A 13,015-nucleotide genomic window follows, 5' to 3' on the forward strand; every position below is an offset into this window, starting at 1 on the left:
CGGTGAGATTCGCATTGTGGATAACCGGCCTGTTCGCATTGGCCGTGCTGGTGGGGCTGGCCTCCACCCTGAATACCGGCTACGCCATCCTGTTCCTGCCGCCTTACCGGATGGAAGTGTCGTTCAATCTGATGATCGTGCTGGTGGTGGCGCTGATCGTCATCACCCACATCGCTTTGCGGCTGATCGCGCTGGCCGCGGACCTGCCGCGCCAGGTACAGCGCTTCCAGCGCCAGAAGAAGCTGAAAGCCGCCCGTCACGCGCTGCGCGAGGCCGGCATCGCCTTCTTCGAGGGCCGCTTCCAGAAGGCCGAGCGCGAGGCGTCCAAATCGCTGTCCGACGAATACTCGGCCGAGAACCGCGCGCTGGCGCTGCTGATCGCCGCCCGCGCGGCCGGATCCGCCGGCGACGGCGGCAAGCGCGACGAATACCTGAATCAGCTGGACCAGCTGCCGGCGCGGCTGCAACTGGCGCGCCACATGCTGGACGCCGAGCTGAGGCTGGAGGACAAGGACGCGCTGGGCGCGCTGGCCGCCATCGAGCGCGCCCGCGCGCTGTCGCCCAATCTGACCAACGCGTTGCGGCTGGAGCTGAAGGTGCGCCTGCTGCAAAAACAGCCGGAAGCCATCCTGCTGCTGACCGAAAAACTGCTGAAGGCCGACGCGCTGGAGCCGGAGCAGGCTCGCCGCTACCGGCTGGCCGCCTACCAGCAACAGCTGGCCGGGCTGCTGTCCGAGCGCGAAGTGCGCGATTGGCTGCGCCGGATTCCCGACGCCGAGCGCGGCAATCCGCAACTGCTGCAGCAAGTGGTATCGCATCTGATCCGCCTGCAGGAGTACGACTACGCCGCCACGCTGCTGGCCGGCGCGCTGTCCGGCGACGAGATGGAGCTGCCGGAGCTGGCGCGCGAACTGGGCCAGCTGGCGGCCCACCTCAGCGTGGAAAAGCGGCTGGAGCTGCTGAAGGACGCCGAGAACTGGCTGAAACTGCGTCCGCGCGACCACTGGCTGTTGCTGGCGCTGGGCCGTCTGGCGCAGGCGCAGCAGCTGTGGGGCAAGGCGCAGAGTTATCTGGAAGCCAGCGTGTCGATCCAGCCGACGTTGTGCGCGCACGCCGAGCTGGCGCGGCTGTTCGAGGCCACCGGCAAGGAAGAGGCTTCGCAGCTGCATTACCAGAAGAGCCTGGAGCTGGCGCTGAGCCAGGGCTGCTGAGCGCAGCCGGCCACGCTCGCCGTCCGCGATGCCGCCCGCCGTTTCGGCCGGCGGCATTTTTCTTGTCCGCGCGCCGGCGGCGGGCAAAAAAAATCGGACCCCGAGGGGCCCGTGCATGCCAACGTGGACTGGCAGACAATCAATCGATACGAGAGCGCGGGCGGTATCCTGTCTGACAATAAGGATGCCGAACGACGAAAGCTGTGCCAGAATCAACCATTATGCATGGCTGACCTCAGACCTATGCATGGCGCTTGCTTCCGCCGCGACGATGCCGGCCGCGACAATGTTCACCAGCATACGTGGAGGCGGCGGTTTGCACAAAGCAGTTAATCTCATGAAAACTATGAAGAAAAGGCATGTAACAGCATGAAGCTGCCTCCGCTGAATGCCCTGCGCGTGTTCGTCGTCGCCGCCGAGCACCTGTCGTTCACCCGCGCCGCCGCCGCGCTCAGCCTCACCCAGGGCGCGATCAGCCGCCACGTCCAGACCTTGGAAGAGTATTACGGCGCCACGCTTTTCACCCGCCAGGCGCGCGGCCTGGCGCTGACCGCCGAGGGCGAGGCGCTGGTGAAGCCGGCGCGCGAGGCGTTCCAGCTGCTGAACGAAGCCAGCGAGGCGCTGCGCCTGCGCCAGAGCGATCTGCGGGTGCGGATGCCGCCGACGCCGGCGATGCGCTGGGTGCTGCCCAATCTGGCCGACTTCCAGGCGCGGCACCCGGAGTACACGCTGCACTTGCTGACCCAGCTGATACACAACAAGCCGTTCAATCGCGCCGAATACGACCTGGCCGTGGTGGGCCTGTCCAGCCCGGAGGCGGCGGCCGATCTCCGGCTGGAATGCATCTGCCGCGAAAAGCTGATCCCGGTCTGCTCGCCCAGCCTGCTGGCCGGCAAGCACCCGCTGCACGTGCCGGATGACCTGAGGCACCACACGCTGCTGCACCCGTGGCGCGACCAGAACACCTGGAAGCGCTGGCTGACGCTGGCCGGCGTGTCCGGCGTCAACCCGGAGAGCGGCGTCACCTTCGACGCGCTGGAATACGCGCTGCACGCCGCGGTGGCCGGCATGGGCGTGACGCTGGCCCAGGCTTCCATGGTCACCCAGGACCTGGACAGTGGCCGGCTGGTGATCCCGTTCGACACCGTGCTGGAAACCGAGTGGGCCTACTATCTGGTCTATCCGCACGAGCTGGCCGAGCTGCCCAAGGTGCGCGCCTTCCGCGACTGGCTGGTGCACACCGTCGCCAACAGCGAGGAAGCCAGCTGGCTGGCGCGCCAGGGCTACTGAGCGCTGCCGGCATCCGCCGCCGGTTTCCCGCGGCGGCCTTCTCCTTTTCCGCCAACATTTGTTAACCGCTGGGGCGTGGCGCGCCGGTCCGGCGTTCCGCATAATGATTGACATAGCAACTATTGCCTTATCAATCATGAACGCTCCTTCCTCCCCAGCCGGCCTGGCCGCCGGTCTGGACTTCCGCCAGCGGCTGATGGCGATGCTGGGCCTGTGCTGCGTGCTGATCATGGTGGCGCTGGACCAGACCGTGGTCGGCACCGCGATGCCCACCGTGGTGGCCGATCTGCATGGCTTCGCGCTGTACGCTTGGGTGGGCACCTCCTATCTGCTGACTTCGGTGATCACCGTCCCCGTCTTCGGCAAGCTGGGCGACGATCACGGCCGCAAACCCTTCGTGCTGACCGCCATCGTATTGTTCACCGCCGCCTCCATGCTGTGCGGCCTGGCCCAGGACATGCTGCAGCTGGTGCTGGCGCGCGCCTTGCAGGGCGTCGGCGGCGGCATGCTGGTGGCCACCACTTTCGCTTGCGTGCCCGATCTGTTCCCCCACACCCGCGAGCGGCTGCGCTGGCAGGTGATGCTGTCGGCGTCCTTCGGCCTGGCCAACGCCATCGGGCCGTCACTGGGCGGTTTTCTCACCGAGTACCTGGGCTGGCGCTGGGTGTTCTTCGTCAACCTGCCGGTCGGCGTGGTCAGCCTGTGGCTAGTCTGGCGCTTCCTGCCGGTGATCCGCCACGACGAGCGGCCGCCGTCGCGGCTGGACTGGCAGGGGGCGGTGCTGATCGCGCTGTTCCTCGGCTCGCTGCAGCTGACGGTGGAATGGCTGCCGCAGCACAAGTCGCCGCTGCTGCTGGCCGCGCTGGCCGGATTGGGCCTGGCCGCGCTGGCGGCGCTGCTCTGGTGGGAAAAGCGCAGCCCCAATCCGCTGCTGCCGCCCAGCATGCTGTCGCACAAGGGCCTGGCGCCGCTGTTCGGGCTGTCTTTGCTGATGGGCTTCGGCATGTTCGCGGTGATGTATTACGCGCCCTTGATGTTCCAGGCCGGCTTCGGCTTGTCGCCCAACCAGGCCGGCCTGCTGGTGACGCCGCTGGTGGTGTTCATCACCATCGGCAGCATGCTCAATGGCCGCATCGTGCAGCGGATGAAGCATCCGACGCGGCTGCTGGGCCTGGGCCTGTTGATGTTCGCGGCGACCGCGGCGCTGCTGGCGCGCACTTCGCCGTCCACGCCGCACGCGCTGATTTTCGCCAACATGATGATGGGCGGCCTGGGCCTGGGCCTGTTGATGCCCAACCTGACCATCTTCGTCCAGCAACTGGCGCCGCGCCAGCAGCTGGGCGTCTCCACCGCGATGCTGCAGTCGACGCGGATGGTGGGCGGCATGCTGGGCACGGCGGTGATGGGCGCGGTGGTCAGCCACCGTTTCCGGGAAAGCGTGGAGACGATGCTGACCGCGCGCCACGGCGAGAGCTGGCGATCCTGGCTGGCCGATCCGCAGACCCTGCTGAACGCCGACAGCCTGGCGCAGTTCCGCCATGCGGCGGTCGGCGCCGACGGCTTGCTGGCCGCCAGCCGCGAATTGCTGGTGGACGCCATCCATTACAGCCAGTGGCTGGTGGCGCTAGGGTTGCTGCTGGGCCTGTGGCTGGTGCGCAAGGTGCCGGCGGTGAGGCTGGACAGCGCGGTCCCGGAACAGGAGCTGCGGCATGAGTGAGCATCAACCCAATCTGCTGCAGCAACTGGGCCGCAGCAGCCGCGCGATGTACAGCGCCTTCGAGGGCCGGGTCGGCGAGGCGTTGCCGCGCTGGCGCATCCTGAAGGCGCTGGAGGATCTGGGCACCGCCAGCCAGAAGCGGCTGGCCTGCCATCTGCAGATGGACCCCGGCGCGCTGACGCGGCAGCTGAAGCTGCTGGAGGCCGATGAGCTGGTGCGGCGGGACACCGATCCGGCCGACAACCGCCAGACGCTGGTGACGCTGGACGAGGCCGGCGCGGCGCTGCTGCGCGCGGCGGCGCCGCAGCGGCAGGCGTTTTTCGACCAGGCCTTGAACGGCATCGACGCCGCGGAGCTGGCGGCGACGCTGAGGGTGCTGCGCTTGCTGGAGGAGCGGTTCCGCGGCATGGCCGCCGACGCGCGTTAGCGGCCGGCCGTCGCTTCGTCGCGTCCGGCGATCACCAGCCGATTGCGGCCCTGCTGCTTGGCGCGGTAGAGCTCGCGGTCGGCGGCCTCGATCAGCTGGCGGCTGTCCACCACCTCGCGTGGATGCACGGTGGCGCCGCCTATGCTGATGGTGACGATGCTCGCCACCGACGAGCCGGCGTGCGGCAGCTGCAATTCGCGCACCGCTTCCAGCACCGCCTCGCCGACGACGGCCACGCCCTCGGTGCCGGTGTCCGGCAACAGGCAGATGATCTCCTCGCCGCCGTAGCGCGCCACCAGGTCTTGCGGCCGCCGCACGCTGCCGCGTATCGCCTGCGCCACTTCGCGCAGGCAGTAGTCGCCGCTGACGTGGCCGTAGTGGTCGTTGTAGAGCTTGAAGTAGTCGATGTCTATCATCAGCATGCCCAGCGGCGCGCCCAGCCGCCGCGCCCGCCGCCATTCGCCGTCCAGGCTTTCCTCGAAACAGCGGCGGTTGGCGATGCCGGTCACCGAGTCCACCCGCGACAGCGCCAGCACCTCGGCATGCGATTGCTCCAGCGCCAGCGTGCGGATGCGCACCTGCTGCTCCAGCTGCTCCTGTTGCCGCCCCAGCTCTTGCTTGATCAGGCGCTGCTCGCTCATCAGCGCGGCGACGCACAGCGCCACCACGGTCAGGATGCCGATATAGGTCTGCAGGATGATCAGCGTGCTGTAGGCGGAAAAACCCAGATAGGGGCCACCGCCGTGGCGGGTGCCCCATAGCGCCAGCAGGGTGATCAGCAGCAGCGCCAGCGCCACCTCACGGGGGCTGAAGCGGAACGCTGCCCACGCCACCAGCGGCAGCACCAGCATGTCCAACGGATAAGTGGTGTCCATGGTGGGGTGCCACCAGATGAAGATGCTGGCGGTCAGCAGCGCCACCGTGCCGAAATAGGCCAGCATCTCGTACCAGGCCTCGCGGCCCAGGCTGGGCCAGCCGTGGTAGTAGAGATTGAGCAGCAGGCTGCCGAACAGCAGCGTGCCGCTGGCATTGCACAGCCACCACAGGCAGCCTTGCGCCAGCAGCATTTTTTGCGGCACCAGTTGGCCCAGATAGGCGGAGGCGATGGCGATCAGCGTGCCCAGCAGCGCGGAGGCCGCCACGATCAGGCAGAACAGCAGGCAGTGGCCGAAGCTGCCCAGCGGATTGCCGGCGCCGAGATGGCGGCGCACCAGCCAGGCGCCGGCCAGCGTCTGCGCCAGCACGCCGGCGGCGATGCCCAGCGCCGGCAGCAGCCAGTTCAGGCCGGCGGCCTGGCCCGACCAGCGCCATCCTTCCACCAGCAGAGCGCCCAGCAGCACGCCCGGCCAGGCCCGCCGGCCTCGCAGCAACAGGGCGGCCAGCGCCAGCGCGGGCTGCGGCCACAGCACCGTGTCCATTCCCAGTTCCAGCATCAGAAAGCGGTCGCCCAGCCAGGCCGCCGCGCAATACAGCAGCGCCACCAGGGCATTGGGCAGCCAGTCCGGGACAGCCGGAGGGCGCGTGAGAGTGCCGCGCATAGATTCCCTTCTACCGATGGCTGCGGAGCGACGTGGCTGCCGCAGCGTGCTTTTCTTAAGTTTTATCGTAGTTTGCGAATGGCGGCGGCGCAGCAGAGAGGCGGGGGAAGAGAATAAAAAAACGGCCGCAGCGGGGCTGAGGCCGTTTGATCCGGAGGCTGGGCGGATTACATCTTCACGCCCAGTTCGCGCAGGCGCTCGTCCAGGTAGGCGCCGGCGGTGTAGCGGTCGGACAGGATCACGTCCGGGCGCGGATGCAGGAACAGCGGCAGCGAGATGCGGCTTTTCTTCGCGCCCTCGCCGGTGGGGTTGACCACGCGGTGCTGGGTGGACGGGTAATAGCCGGCCGACGCTTCCTGCAGCATGTCGCCGATATTGACCACCAGGGTGCCGAAGTCGCAGGGCACGTCCAGCCATTCGCCGTTTTTGCCTTGCACTTGCAGACCCGGCTCGTTGGCGGCCGGCAGGATGGTCAGCAGGTTGATGTCGCCGTGGGCGGCGGCGCGCAGCGAGCCGGCCGGCTCGTCGCCGGTCAGCGGCGGGTAGCGCAGCACGCGCAGCAACGTCTGCTGGCTGTCCTGGATCATGTGGGACAGCGGCTCGCGGTAGTTGGCGGCGATGTCGGCCGGGGTGTATTGCTGCACCCAGGACAGCAGCTCCTGCGCCAGCTGGTTGGCGATGCCGTAGTAGAGGTCGGCGTCGGCCTTGAGCTGGGACGGCGCGCGGCCCCACGGGTAGATGTGGAAGTATTCCTTGATGTCCTTGAGCGTGGCGCCCTTGGCGGTTTCCGACACTTCCGGGGAGAACCAGCCATCCTGCTTTTCCACCGAGAAGGCGTAGTCGAACTTCTCTTCGCTGTTGAAAAAGCCCAGCCAGTCGGCGTAGATCTTTTCAACCAGGTCTTGCGGGATCGGGTGGTTGGTCAGCACGCCGAAGCCGGTTTCGTGCAGGGAACGGGTGAACTGCTCCGCGGCGTCCGGGGCGCGGTAGTCGACAACTCTGACGTTCATGGGGTGGTTTTCCTGATGAACCCGGCGCCGCCATGCAATATCGGGGCGGTCGCCGGCCGCGCGCATTGTAGCGGCTAAGCTACAGGCCGCCAAGCCGTTGGCATCTGTACTGTTGGAAAACTACCAAAACAGCGGCAGCCTTGCCGCGCAAGGCCGTAAGCGAGATGCTGCGGGCCCGGCTTCAGGAGGGGTCGTCTGGATAGGCGGGTTGTCCGGCGGCACCGGGGCGCAGGCCCCGGTGTACTTTAATTACAGAAAAGCGGCGCTTATACCCGCTGGTCCATGTCCAGCGCCGGCGTGCCCGGACAGGCCTGGGCCACGATGCGGGCCGGCACGCCGGCCACGGTAGCGTGGGGCGGCACGTCTTCCAGCACCACGCTGCCGGCGCCCACTTTCGCGCATTCGCCGACGCGGATGTTGCCCAGCACCGCGGCGCCCGCGCCCAGCATCACGCCATCGCCTATCTTGGGATGGCGGTCGCCGCGATCCTTGCCGGAGCCGCCCAGGGTGACGCCATGAAGGATGGACACGTTATTGCCGATCACGGCGGTTTCGCCGACCACCAGGCCGGTGCCGTGGTCGAGCATCACGCCCTGGCCGACGCGCGCGGCGGGATGGATGTCGGCGCCGGTCACTTCGGAGATGCGGTTCTGCAGGAACAGCGCCAGCGTGGTCCGGCCCTGCTGCCACAGCCAGTGGGTGACGCGCTGGCTCTGGATCGCGTGGAAGCCCTTGAAGTACAGCAGCGGCGTGGAATAGCGGTCGCAGGCGGGGTCGCGCTCGAAACAGGCGCGGATGTCGGCGCGCAGCGCGGCGCTGATCGCCGGATCGGCCTGGAAGGCCTCGCGGAATAGCTCCTGCAGCGCGCGCGGATCCATCACCGGGCTGGCGAGCTTGGTGGACAAGTGGAAGGCCAGCACGTCTTCCAGCGTGGCGTGGCGCAGTACGGTCATGTGCAGGAAACTGGCCAGCAGCGGCTCGTCGTTGACCGCCGCCAGCGTTTCGTCGCGGATGGCCGACCACAGCGGATCAACCAGGGTGGAACTCATCGGGGACTCCGGATAATGACATCTAGTCGAAATATTGTAGCCTGCCACGGTCCGCGCCGTCAGCCCAAGGCGGCGCGATGTCAGGATTCGCGGTGCGCAGCGACCAACCGGCATGGACGGGGAGAAGGCCTATGAGATCGGCAATCCTGTTGGCGCTGCTGCTGGCGGCATTGAGCGCGGGCGCGGCGGAGCCGGAGGTGCCAGGCTGGCGCGAATACCAGGCCGGCCATCTGGCCGCCGCCCGCATCGCCTTCTGGCAGGCGGCGCAGAACGGCGACCGGGTGGCGGCCTTCGACCTGGCGATGATGGACTGGAAGGGCGAGGCCGGCGCGGTGGACAAGGCGCGGGCGGTGTACTGGCTGAAACGCTCGGCGGAGCTGGGGCTGGACCGGGCACAGCACGCGCTGGGCCTGCTGGCCGAACGCGGCGACGGGGTGCCCAAGTCGCTGGCCGAGGCGACGCGCTGGTTCCAGCTCTCCGCCCGCCAGGGCTATCTGCCGGCCCAGATCGACCTCGCCACCCAGTATTTCCTCGGCCGCGGCGCGCCGCAGGACGATCGCCTGGCCGCCTACTGGTACGAGGAGGCGGCCAAGCAGGGCGACGTCGGCGCGCAGTATCTGATCGCCAGCATGTACGAGCATGGCCAGGGCGTGAAGCGGGACATTCCGGCGGCGATACGCTGGTACGCGCGCGCCGGCGCGCAGGGCGACATCGGCGCGCGGGTCAAGGCGCTGGATCTGGCGAAGCGCGAAAGCGGCCGCCGCGCTCAGAGCGCGTCCAGCGGCAGCTTCAAATAGCGGACCCCGTTGTCGTCGGCCGGCGGCGGCATGCCGGCGCGGATGTTGACCTGCACCGCGGGCAGCAGCAATTGCGGCATCGCCAGCGTTTTGTCGCGCGCCGCGCGCATCTCGACGAAGCCGGCTTCGTCCACGCCGTCGCGCGCGTGCAGATTGGCCGCGCGTTGTTCCGCCACGGTCGCGCTCCAGGCCGGCTCGCGCCCGGCCGGCGGGTAGTCGTGGCACATCAGCAGCCGGGTGTCGTCCGGCAACGCCAGCAGCTTGCGGATGGAGCGGTACAGTTCGGCCGGATCGCCGCCGGGGAAATCGCAGCGCGCGGTGCCGACATCCGGCATGAACAGCGTGTCGCCGACGAAGACCGCATCGCCGATCCGATAGCCGACGTCGGCCGGGGTGTGGCCGGGCAGCGCGATCACCCGCGCCTCCAGTTCGCCGATGCGGAAGGTCTCGCCGTCCTGGAACAGGTGGTCGAACTGCGAGCCGTCGCAGCGGAAAGCCGGCTCCAGGTTGAACACGCGGCGGAAGATGGCCTGCACCTCGACGATGCGCGCGCCGATGGCGACGCGGCCGCCGGCCTGCTGCTTCAGATAGGGAGCCGCGGACAGGTGGTCGGCGTGGGCGTGGGTTTCCAGTATCCACTGCAGCGTCAGCCGCTGCTCGGCCAGGAAGGCCAGCAGCCGGTCGGCCGACGCGCGCGAGGTGCGGCCGGAGCGGAAGTCGAAGTCCAGCACCGGGTCGACTGCCGCGGCGTGTCCGCCCGGGCGGTCGTAGACGATGTGGCTGACGGTGCCGGTGGCGGCGTCGAAAAAGCTGGCGATCTGGGCGGTCATTCTGTCCTCCGGGCATGGCGCGCGCGGCGGCTTAAATAATATACTGTTATAAGCATATTTCTTTTAGAAATTTCATCATGACGATTTTACTGTCCAGGCGGACATGGCGTTGACTTTGTTGCTGGGCGCGCTGGTGGGCGCGGTGCTGGGCCTGACCGGCGCCGGCGGCGGCATTCTGGCGGTGCCGGCGCTGATGGCGTCCCAAGGCTGGAGTGTGCCGCAGGCGGCGCCGGTGGCGCTACTGGCCGTGGCGGCCGGAGCGGCTTTCGGCGCCTGGGAGGGATGGCGGCGGGGCGAGGTGCGTTACCGCGCGGCCGCGTTGATGGCGCTGTGCGGCCTGCCGGGCTCGGCGCTGGGCACGCGGGCGGCGCATCTGTTGCCGGTCGCCTGGCTGGCGGCGGGTTTCGCGCTGGTGTTGCTGATCGTCGCCTGGCGCGCCTGGTCCGGCGCGCGGGACGGCCAAGCGGAGAGGGATGGACGCGGCGCCTTGTGCCGGGTGCGGCCGGAAACCGGGCGCCTGGCCTGGCATCCGGCCAGCATCGCCGCGCTGGCCGGCGTCGGCGCGTTCACCGGCTTTCTCACCGGCCTCTTGGGCGTGGGCGGCGGTTTCGTCATCGTGCCGGCGTTGCGCCGGCTCAGCGACCTGGGCATGCACGCCATCGTCGCCACCTCGCTGCTGGTGATCGCGCTGGTCGGCGGCGGCAGCGCGCTGTCCGCCTACTGGCACGGCGCGCGGCCGCCGGCGCTGCCCACGCTGGCCTTCGCCGCCGCCGCGCTCGCCGGCATGATGGCCGGTCGCTGGCTGATACGGCGGCTGGCGCAGCGGCAGGTGTCGCGCGGCTTCGCGCTCCTGGCCGCCGGCGTGGCGGTGGCCATGTTGTGCCACGCCGCCGGCTGACGGTCAGCCGGCGAAGCTGAACGCCTCGCCGCTGCCGGCGCGGATGGCCTCGGCCAGCGTCGCGTAGAATTCCGCGCCGTCGCGGCTGGCGATCCAGTCTTCGCCGCGGCGCGAGAAGTGGTAGCCGCCGCTCTTGGCCGCGATCCACATTTCCTGGTTGACGGCGTGGCGGTTGACGATCACCTTGTCGCCGCTGTCGAACTCGATCTCCAGCACATTGCCCTGGCGCAGCGTGTCGGCGTCCAGCCCGTGTTGGTCTATCGCCTGTTCGATGAGGTCGAAGATGTCGTCGCTCAGTTGCAGGAATTCGCTTTCGGTCATGATGTTTCCCTGATGGCGCCGGCGGCGGCAACACCGCCCGGCAAGGTTTTGCTAGTATGTCGATTTTGCCATATCGGATTGCCATCAGTATGCGTACCCTGCTCGCTTGCGCAAGTTTGACCCTGATTCTGGCCGCTTGCGGCTACAAAGGCCCGCTGGTGCTGCCGCAGCAGCCCAAGAAGGCGCCGCCGCCGGCCGCCCATGCGGTCAAACCGGACGCCTCCGCGCCCAAGGCGGACGCTTCGGCTTCCCGTTGATCGCGGCGACATAAGGATATTTCCAAGCAATCGCTTGTCTGACCGGGGCTTGGCCTAGAATGGGCCGTCGTTTCTCGGGAATAGGAGCCGCCATGCCCCATTACGCGCGTCATCTGGAACACCATACCATCGTCAACCCGTTTCCCGGCATCGCCAAGCTGGAGGCCGCGCTGGGCCGCAAGGTGGTCAGCCGGCTGGGCGCCAACGAGAGCATGGTGAAGCCGGCCTCGCCGCTGCTGGAGCCGTGGGGCGAGGCGCTGGCCGAATTGGCCCGGCTGTACCCGGACCCATACGCGCTGGCGCTGCGCGAGCGGGTGGCGCAGCGGCTGGGGCTGGAAAGCAGCCAGGTGCTGTTCGATTGCGGCGCCGACAGCCTGATCCTGCTGGCGCTGCGGCTGCGCTGCAACGCCGGCGACGCGGTGGTGTGCAGCGCCGGCACCTACCCGGCCTTCCGCTATTTCGCCGAGGGCGTCGGCGCCCGCATCCTGGAAGTGCCGTACCAGGCGCAGGGCGTGGGCCTGCGGCCCGATCTCGCCCGCCTGTGCGAAGTGGCGCAGGCCGAGCGCGCGGTGGCGGTCTACCTGGCCAATCCCGACAATCCCACCGGCCATTACTGGTCGGCGGCCGACATCCAGGCGCTGCGCCAGCAGCTGCCGTCGCAGACGCTGTTGATCCTGGACGAGGCCTATATCGATTTCTGTACCCTGCCGGAGGACGCTCCGCCCTCCGGCGTGCTGGCCAATACGCTGCGGCTGCGCACGTTGTCCAAGGCCTACGCGCTGGCTGGCCTGCGCGTCGGTTTCGCGCTGGCGCCGGCCGACATCATCGCCAAGGCCGACCAGATCCGGCCGCAGTACGCGCTGTCGGGCATCGCCCAGCACGCGGCGGCGACGGTGCTGGACGCGCCGGATTACGCCTGCCAGCTGGTGCAGGCCACGGTATTGCTGCGCGACAAGCTGGCCGACGCGCTGCGCGAGCGCGACCTGACCGTGCTGCCCTCGCACACCAATTTCGTCAGCGTCGTCTACCCCAACGCCGCGCAGTCCGAGGCCATCCAGCGCCAGCTGCTGGCCGAGGGCATCGCCGTGCACCGGCCGCCGCATCCGGCGCTGCGCCACCTGCTGCGCGTCACCGCCCAGCCGCAGGCCTTGTCCAGCAAGGTGCTGGAGGGCATGGCCGGCCGCTGACGGGCATAGTTACATTGACAGGCGGAAACGCCGATGACATAAGCGGTGGGTTGGTAAAACCCATCGCTTATTTTTTTGCGGCCCGGCGAGCCGCCCCCACGTTCCGCCAAGAGAACCATGACACATCATCGCACCCGCCTGATCGCCAGCCTGTGCCTGCTGGCCAACTGCCATGCCGCCGCCGCTATGCCGGTGCGCGCCGACGGCGACACCCGACTCACGTTGCGCGGCACCGTCACCGGGCCGATCTCCAGCGGCAGCAAGGCCGAGGGCACGCTGTTCCGCGCGCATTATCTAAGGCTGCGCCGACCGCTGCGGCTGGACGACGGCGCCGCCTGCGGCGGGCAGACGATGGCCCGGCTGGCCTTGAACCAGGAGGGCATGGCGCGCTATCGGGGACGGACCGTCACTGTGGAGGCCAGGGTGTTTTGCCAGGAGAGCCGCACCGGCACTTACCACTTGGCGGACATCGAGATTCGCTGA

The 13,015-nt window shown here is 68.5% G+C and carries 14 protein-coding genes; 9 read left to right on the forward strand and 5 right to left on the reverse strand.

Annotation, left to right across the window (positions count from 1 at the left end; translation table 11 throughout):
- Nucleotides 1-2: 2 nt before the first annotated feature.
- From ACX17K_RS15460 to ACX17K_RS15475, 4 genes are all read left to right on the forward strand, one after another.
- On the forward strand, nucleotides 3-1,211 hold the full coding sequence (locus tag ACX17K_RS15460) for a heme biosynthesis protein HemY (protein WP_493775509.1): 1,209 nt from the start codon (nucleotides 3-5) through the stop codon (nucleotides 1,209-1,211).
- A gap of 369 nt (nucleotides 1,212-1,580) precedes the next feature.
- Nucleotides 1,581-2,501, forward strand: coding sequence for a transcriptional regulator GcvA (gene gcvA / locus ACX17K_RS15465; RefSeq protein ID WP_021478883.1), 921 nt, complete (start codon nucleotides 1,581-1,583; stop codon nucleotides 2,499-2,501).
- Nucleotides 2,502-2,637: 136 nt separating this feature from the next.
- Nucleotides 2,638-4,218, forward strand: a complete 1,581-nt coding sequence (locus ACX17K_RS15470; protein WP_493775510.1) for an MDR family MFS transporter — start codon at nucleotides 2,638-2,640, stop codon at nucleotides 4,216-4,218.
- The gene (locus ACX17K_RS15475) at nucleotides 4,211-4,645 is read left to right on the forward strand and encodes a MarR family winged helix-turn-helix transcriptional regulator (protein ID WP_493775511.1); all 435 of its coding nucleotides are present in this window, start codon (nucleotides 4,211-4,213) and stop codon (nucleotides 4,643-4,645) included. Before ACX17K_RS15470 ends, ACX17K_RS15475 begins: the two co-directional genes overlap by 8 nt.
- Here the strand turns inward: ACX17K_RS15475 and ACX17K_RS15480 are convergent.
- The 3 genes from ACX17K_RS15480 to cysE all read right to left on the reverse strand — a co-directional run bounded on the left by ACX17K_RS15480 (nucleotide 4,642) and on the right by cysE (nucleotide 8,242).
- The gene (locus ACX17K_RS15480) at nucleotides 4,642-6,183 is read right to left on the reverse strand and encodes a sensor domain-containing diguanylate cyclase (protein ID WP_493775512.1); all 1,542 of its coding nucleotides are present in this window, start codon (nucleotides 6,181-6,183) and stop codon (nucleotides 4,642-4,644) included. The genes ACX17K_RS15475 and ACX17K_RS15480 overlap by 4 nt on opposite strands.
- A gap of 167 nt (nucleotides 6,184-6,350) precedes the next feature.
- The gene (locus ACX17K_RS15485; protein ID WP_493775513.1) at nucleotides 6,351-7,193 is read right to left on the reverse strand and encodes an isopenicillin N synthase family dioxygenase; all 843 of its coding nucleotides are present in this window, start codon (nucleotides 7,191-7,193) and stop codon (nucleotides 6,351-6,353) included.
- 266 nt (nucleotides 7,194-7,459) lie between these two features.
- On the reverse strand, nucleotides 7,460-8,242 hold the full coding sequence (gene cysE, locus ACX17K_RS15490; RefSeq protein WP_493775514.1) for a serine O-acetyltransferase: 783 nt from the start codon (nucleotides 8,240-8,242) through the stop codon (nucleotides 7,460-7,462).
- Nucleotides 8,243-8,373: 131 nt separating this feature from the next.
- Between cysE and ACX17K_RS15495 the strand changes: the two genes are divergently transcribed.
- Complete coding sequence (locus ACX17K_RS15495) at nucleotides 8,374-9,039, forward strand: tetratricopeptide repeat protein (RefSeq protein ID WP_493775515.1); 666 nt, start codon at nucleotides 8,374-8,376, stop codon at nucleotides 9,037-9,039.
- On the opposite strand, the gene ACX17K_RS15500 is transcribed toward ACX17K_RS15495, so the two are convergent.
- Nucleotides 9,009-9,869, reverse strand: coding sequence for an MBL fold metallo-hydrolase (locus tag ACX17K_RS15500; protein WP_493775516.1), 861 nt, complete (start codon nucleotides 9,867-9,869; stop codon nucleotides 9,009-9,011). The genes ACX17K_RS15495 and ACX17K_RS15500 overlap by 31 nt on opposite strands.
- 103 nt (nucleotides 9,870-9,972) lie before the next feature.
- Between ACX17K_RS15500 and ACX17K_RS15505 the strand changes: the two genes are divergently transcribed.
- Nucleotides 9,973-10,767, forward strand: coding sequence for a sulfite exporter TauE/SafE family protein (locus ACX17K_RS15505; protein ID WP_493775517.1), 795 nt, complete (start codon nucleotides 9,973-9,975; stop codon nucleotides 10,765-10,767).
- A gap of 3 nt (nucleotides 10,768-10,770) precedes the next feature.
- Here ACX17K_RS15505 and cyaY read toward each other — a convergent pair whose 3' ends face one another.
- Nucleotides 10,771-11,091 carry an iron donor protein CyaY gene (gene cyaY, locus ACX17K_RS15510; protein ID WP_493775534.1) on the reverse strand — a complete coding sequence of 107 codons (321 nt, stop codon included), beginning with the start codon at nucleotides 11,089-11,091 and terminating at the stop codon, nucleotides 10,771-10,773.
- 86 nt (nucleotides 11,092-11,177) lie between these two features.
- Here cyaY and lptM point away from each other — a divergent pair, with 86 nt between their 5' ends.
- The 3 genes from lptM to ACX17K_RS15525 all read left to right on the forward strand — a co-directional run bounded on the left by lptM (nucleotide 11,178) and on the right by ACX17K_RS15525 (nucleotide 13,015).
- Nucleotides 11,178-11,345 carry an LPS translocon maturation chaperone LptM gene (gene lptM / locus ACX17K_RS15515; protein WP_158677474.1) on the forward strand — a complete coding sequence of 56 codons (168 nt, stop codon included), beginning with the start codon at nucleotides 11,178-11,180 and terminating at the stop codon, nucleotides 11,343-11,345.
- A 92-nt stretch (nucleotides 11,346-11,437) separates the two neighbouring features.
- The gene (locus ACX17K_RS15520) at nucleotides 11,438-12,532 is read left to right on the forward strand and encodes a pyridoxal phosphate-dependent aminotransferase (RefSeq protein ID WP_231163352.1); all 1,095 of its coding nucleotides are present in this window, start codon (nucleotides 11,438-11,440) and stop codon (nucleotides 12,530-12,532) included.
- A gap of 117 nt (nucleotides 12,533-12,649) precedes the next feature.
- Complete coding sequence (locus tag ACX17K_RS15525; RefSeq protein ID WP_347370309.1) at nucleotides 12,650-13,015, forward strand: hypothetical protein; 366 nt, start codon at nucleotides 12,650-12,652, stop codon at nucleotides 13,013-13,015.

It is taken from the genome of Chromobacterium sp. INPA-IVC (assembly GCF_059047085.1).

Coding starts and splice junctions, on each gene's coding strand:
- ACX17K_RS15475 (WP_493775511.1), top strand. CDS start 4,211: ATGAGTGAGCATCAACCCAATCTGCTGCAGCAACTGGGCCGCAGCAGC.
- gcvA (WP_021478883.1), top strand. CDS start 1,581: ATGAAGCTGCCTCCGCTGAATGCCCTGCGCGTGTTCGTCGTCGCCGCC.
- lptM (WP_158677474.1), top strand. CDS start 11,178: ATGCGTACCCTGCTCGCTTGCGCAAGTTTGACCCTGATTCTGGCCGCT.
- ACX17K_RS15480 (WP_493775512.1), bottom strand. CDS start 6,183: ATGCGCGGCACTCTCACGCGCCCTCCGGCTGTCCCGGACTGGCTGCCC.
- ACX17K_RS15485 (WP_493775513.1), bottom strand. CDS start 7,193: ATGAACGTCAGAGTTGTCGACTACCGCGCCCCGGACGCCGCGGAGCAG.
- cysE (WP_493775514.1), bottom strand. CDS start 8,242: ATGAGTTCCACCCTGGTTGATCCGCTGTGGTCGGCCATCCGCGACGAA.
- ACX17K_RS15470 (WP_493775510.1), top strand. CDS start 2,638: ATGAACGCTCCTTCCTCCCCAGCCGGCCTGGCCGCCGGTCTGGACTTC.
- ACX17K_RS15495 (WP_493775515.1), top strand. CDS start 8,374: ATGAGATCGGCAATCCTGTTGGCGCTGCTGCTGGCGGCATTGAGCGCG.
- ACX17K_RS15505 (WP_493775517.1), top strand. CDS start 9,973: ATGGCGTTGACTTTGTTGCTGGGCGCGCTGGTGGGCGCGGTGCTGGGC.
- ACX17K_RS15525 (WP_347370309.1), top strand. CDS start 12,650: ATGACACATCATCGCACCCGCCTGATCGCCAGCCTGTGCCTGCTGGCC.
- ACX17K_RS15520 (WP_231163352.1), top strand. CDS start 11,438: ATGCCCCATTACGCGCGTCATCTGGAACACCATACCATCGTCAACCCG.
- ACX17K_RS15500 (WP_493775516.1), bottom strand. CDS start 9,869: ATGACCGCCCAGATCGCCAGCTTTTTCGACGCCGCCACCGGCACCGTC.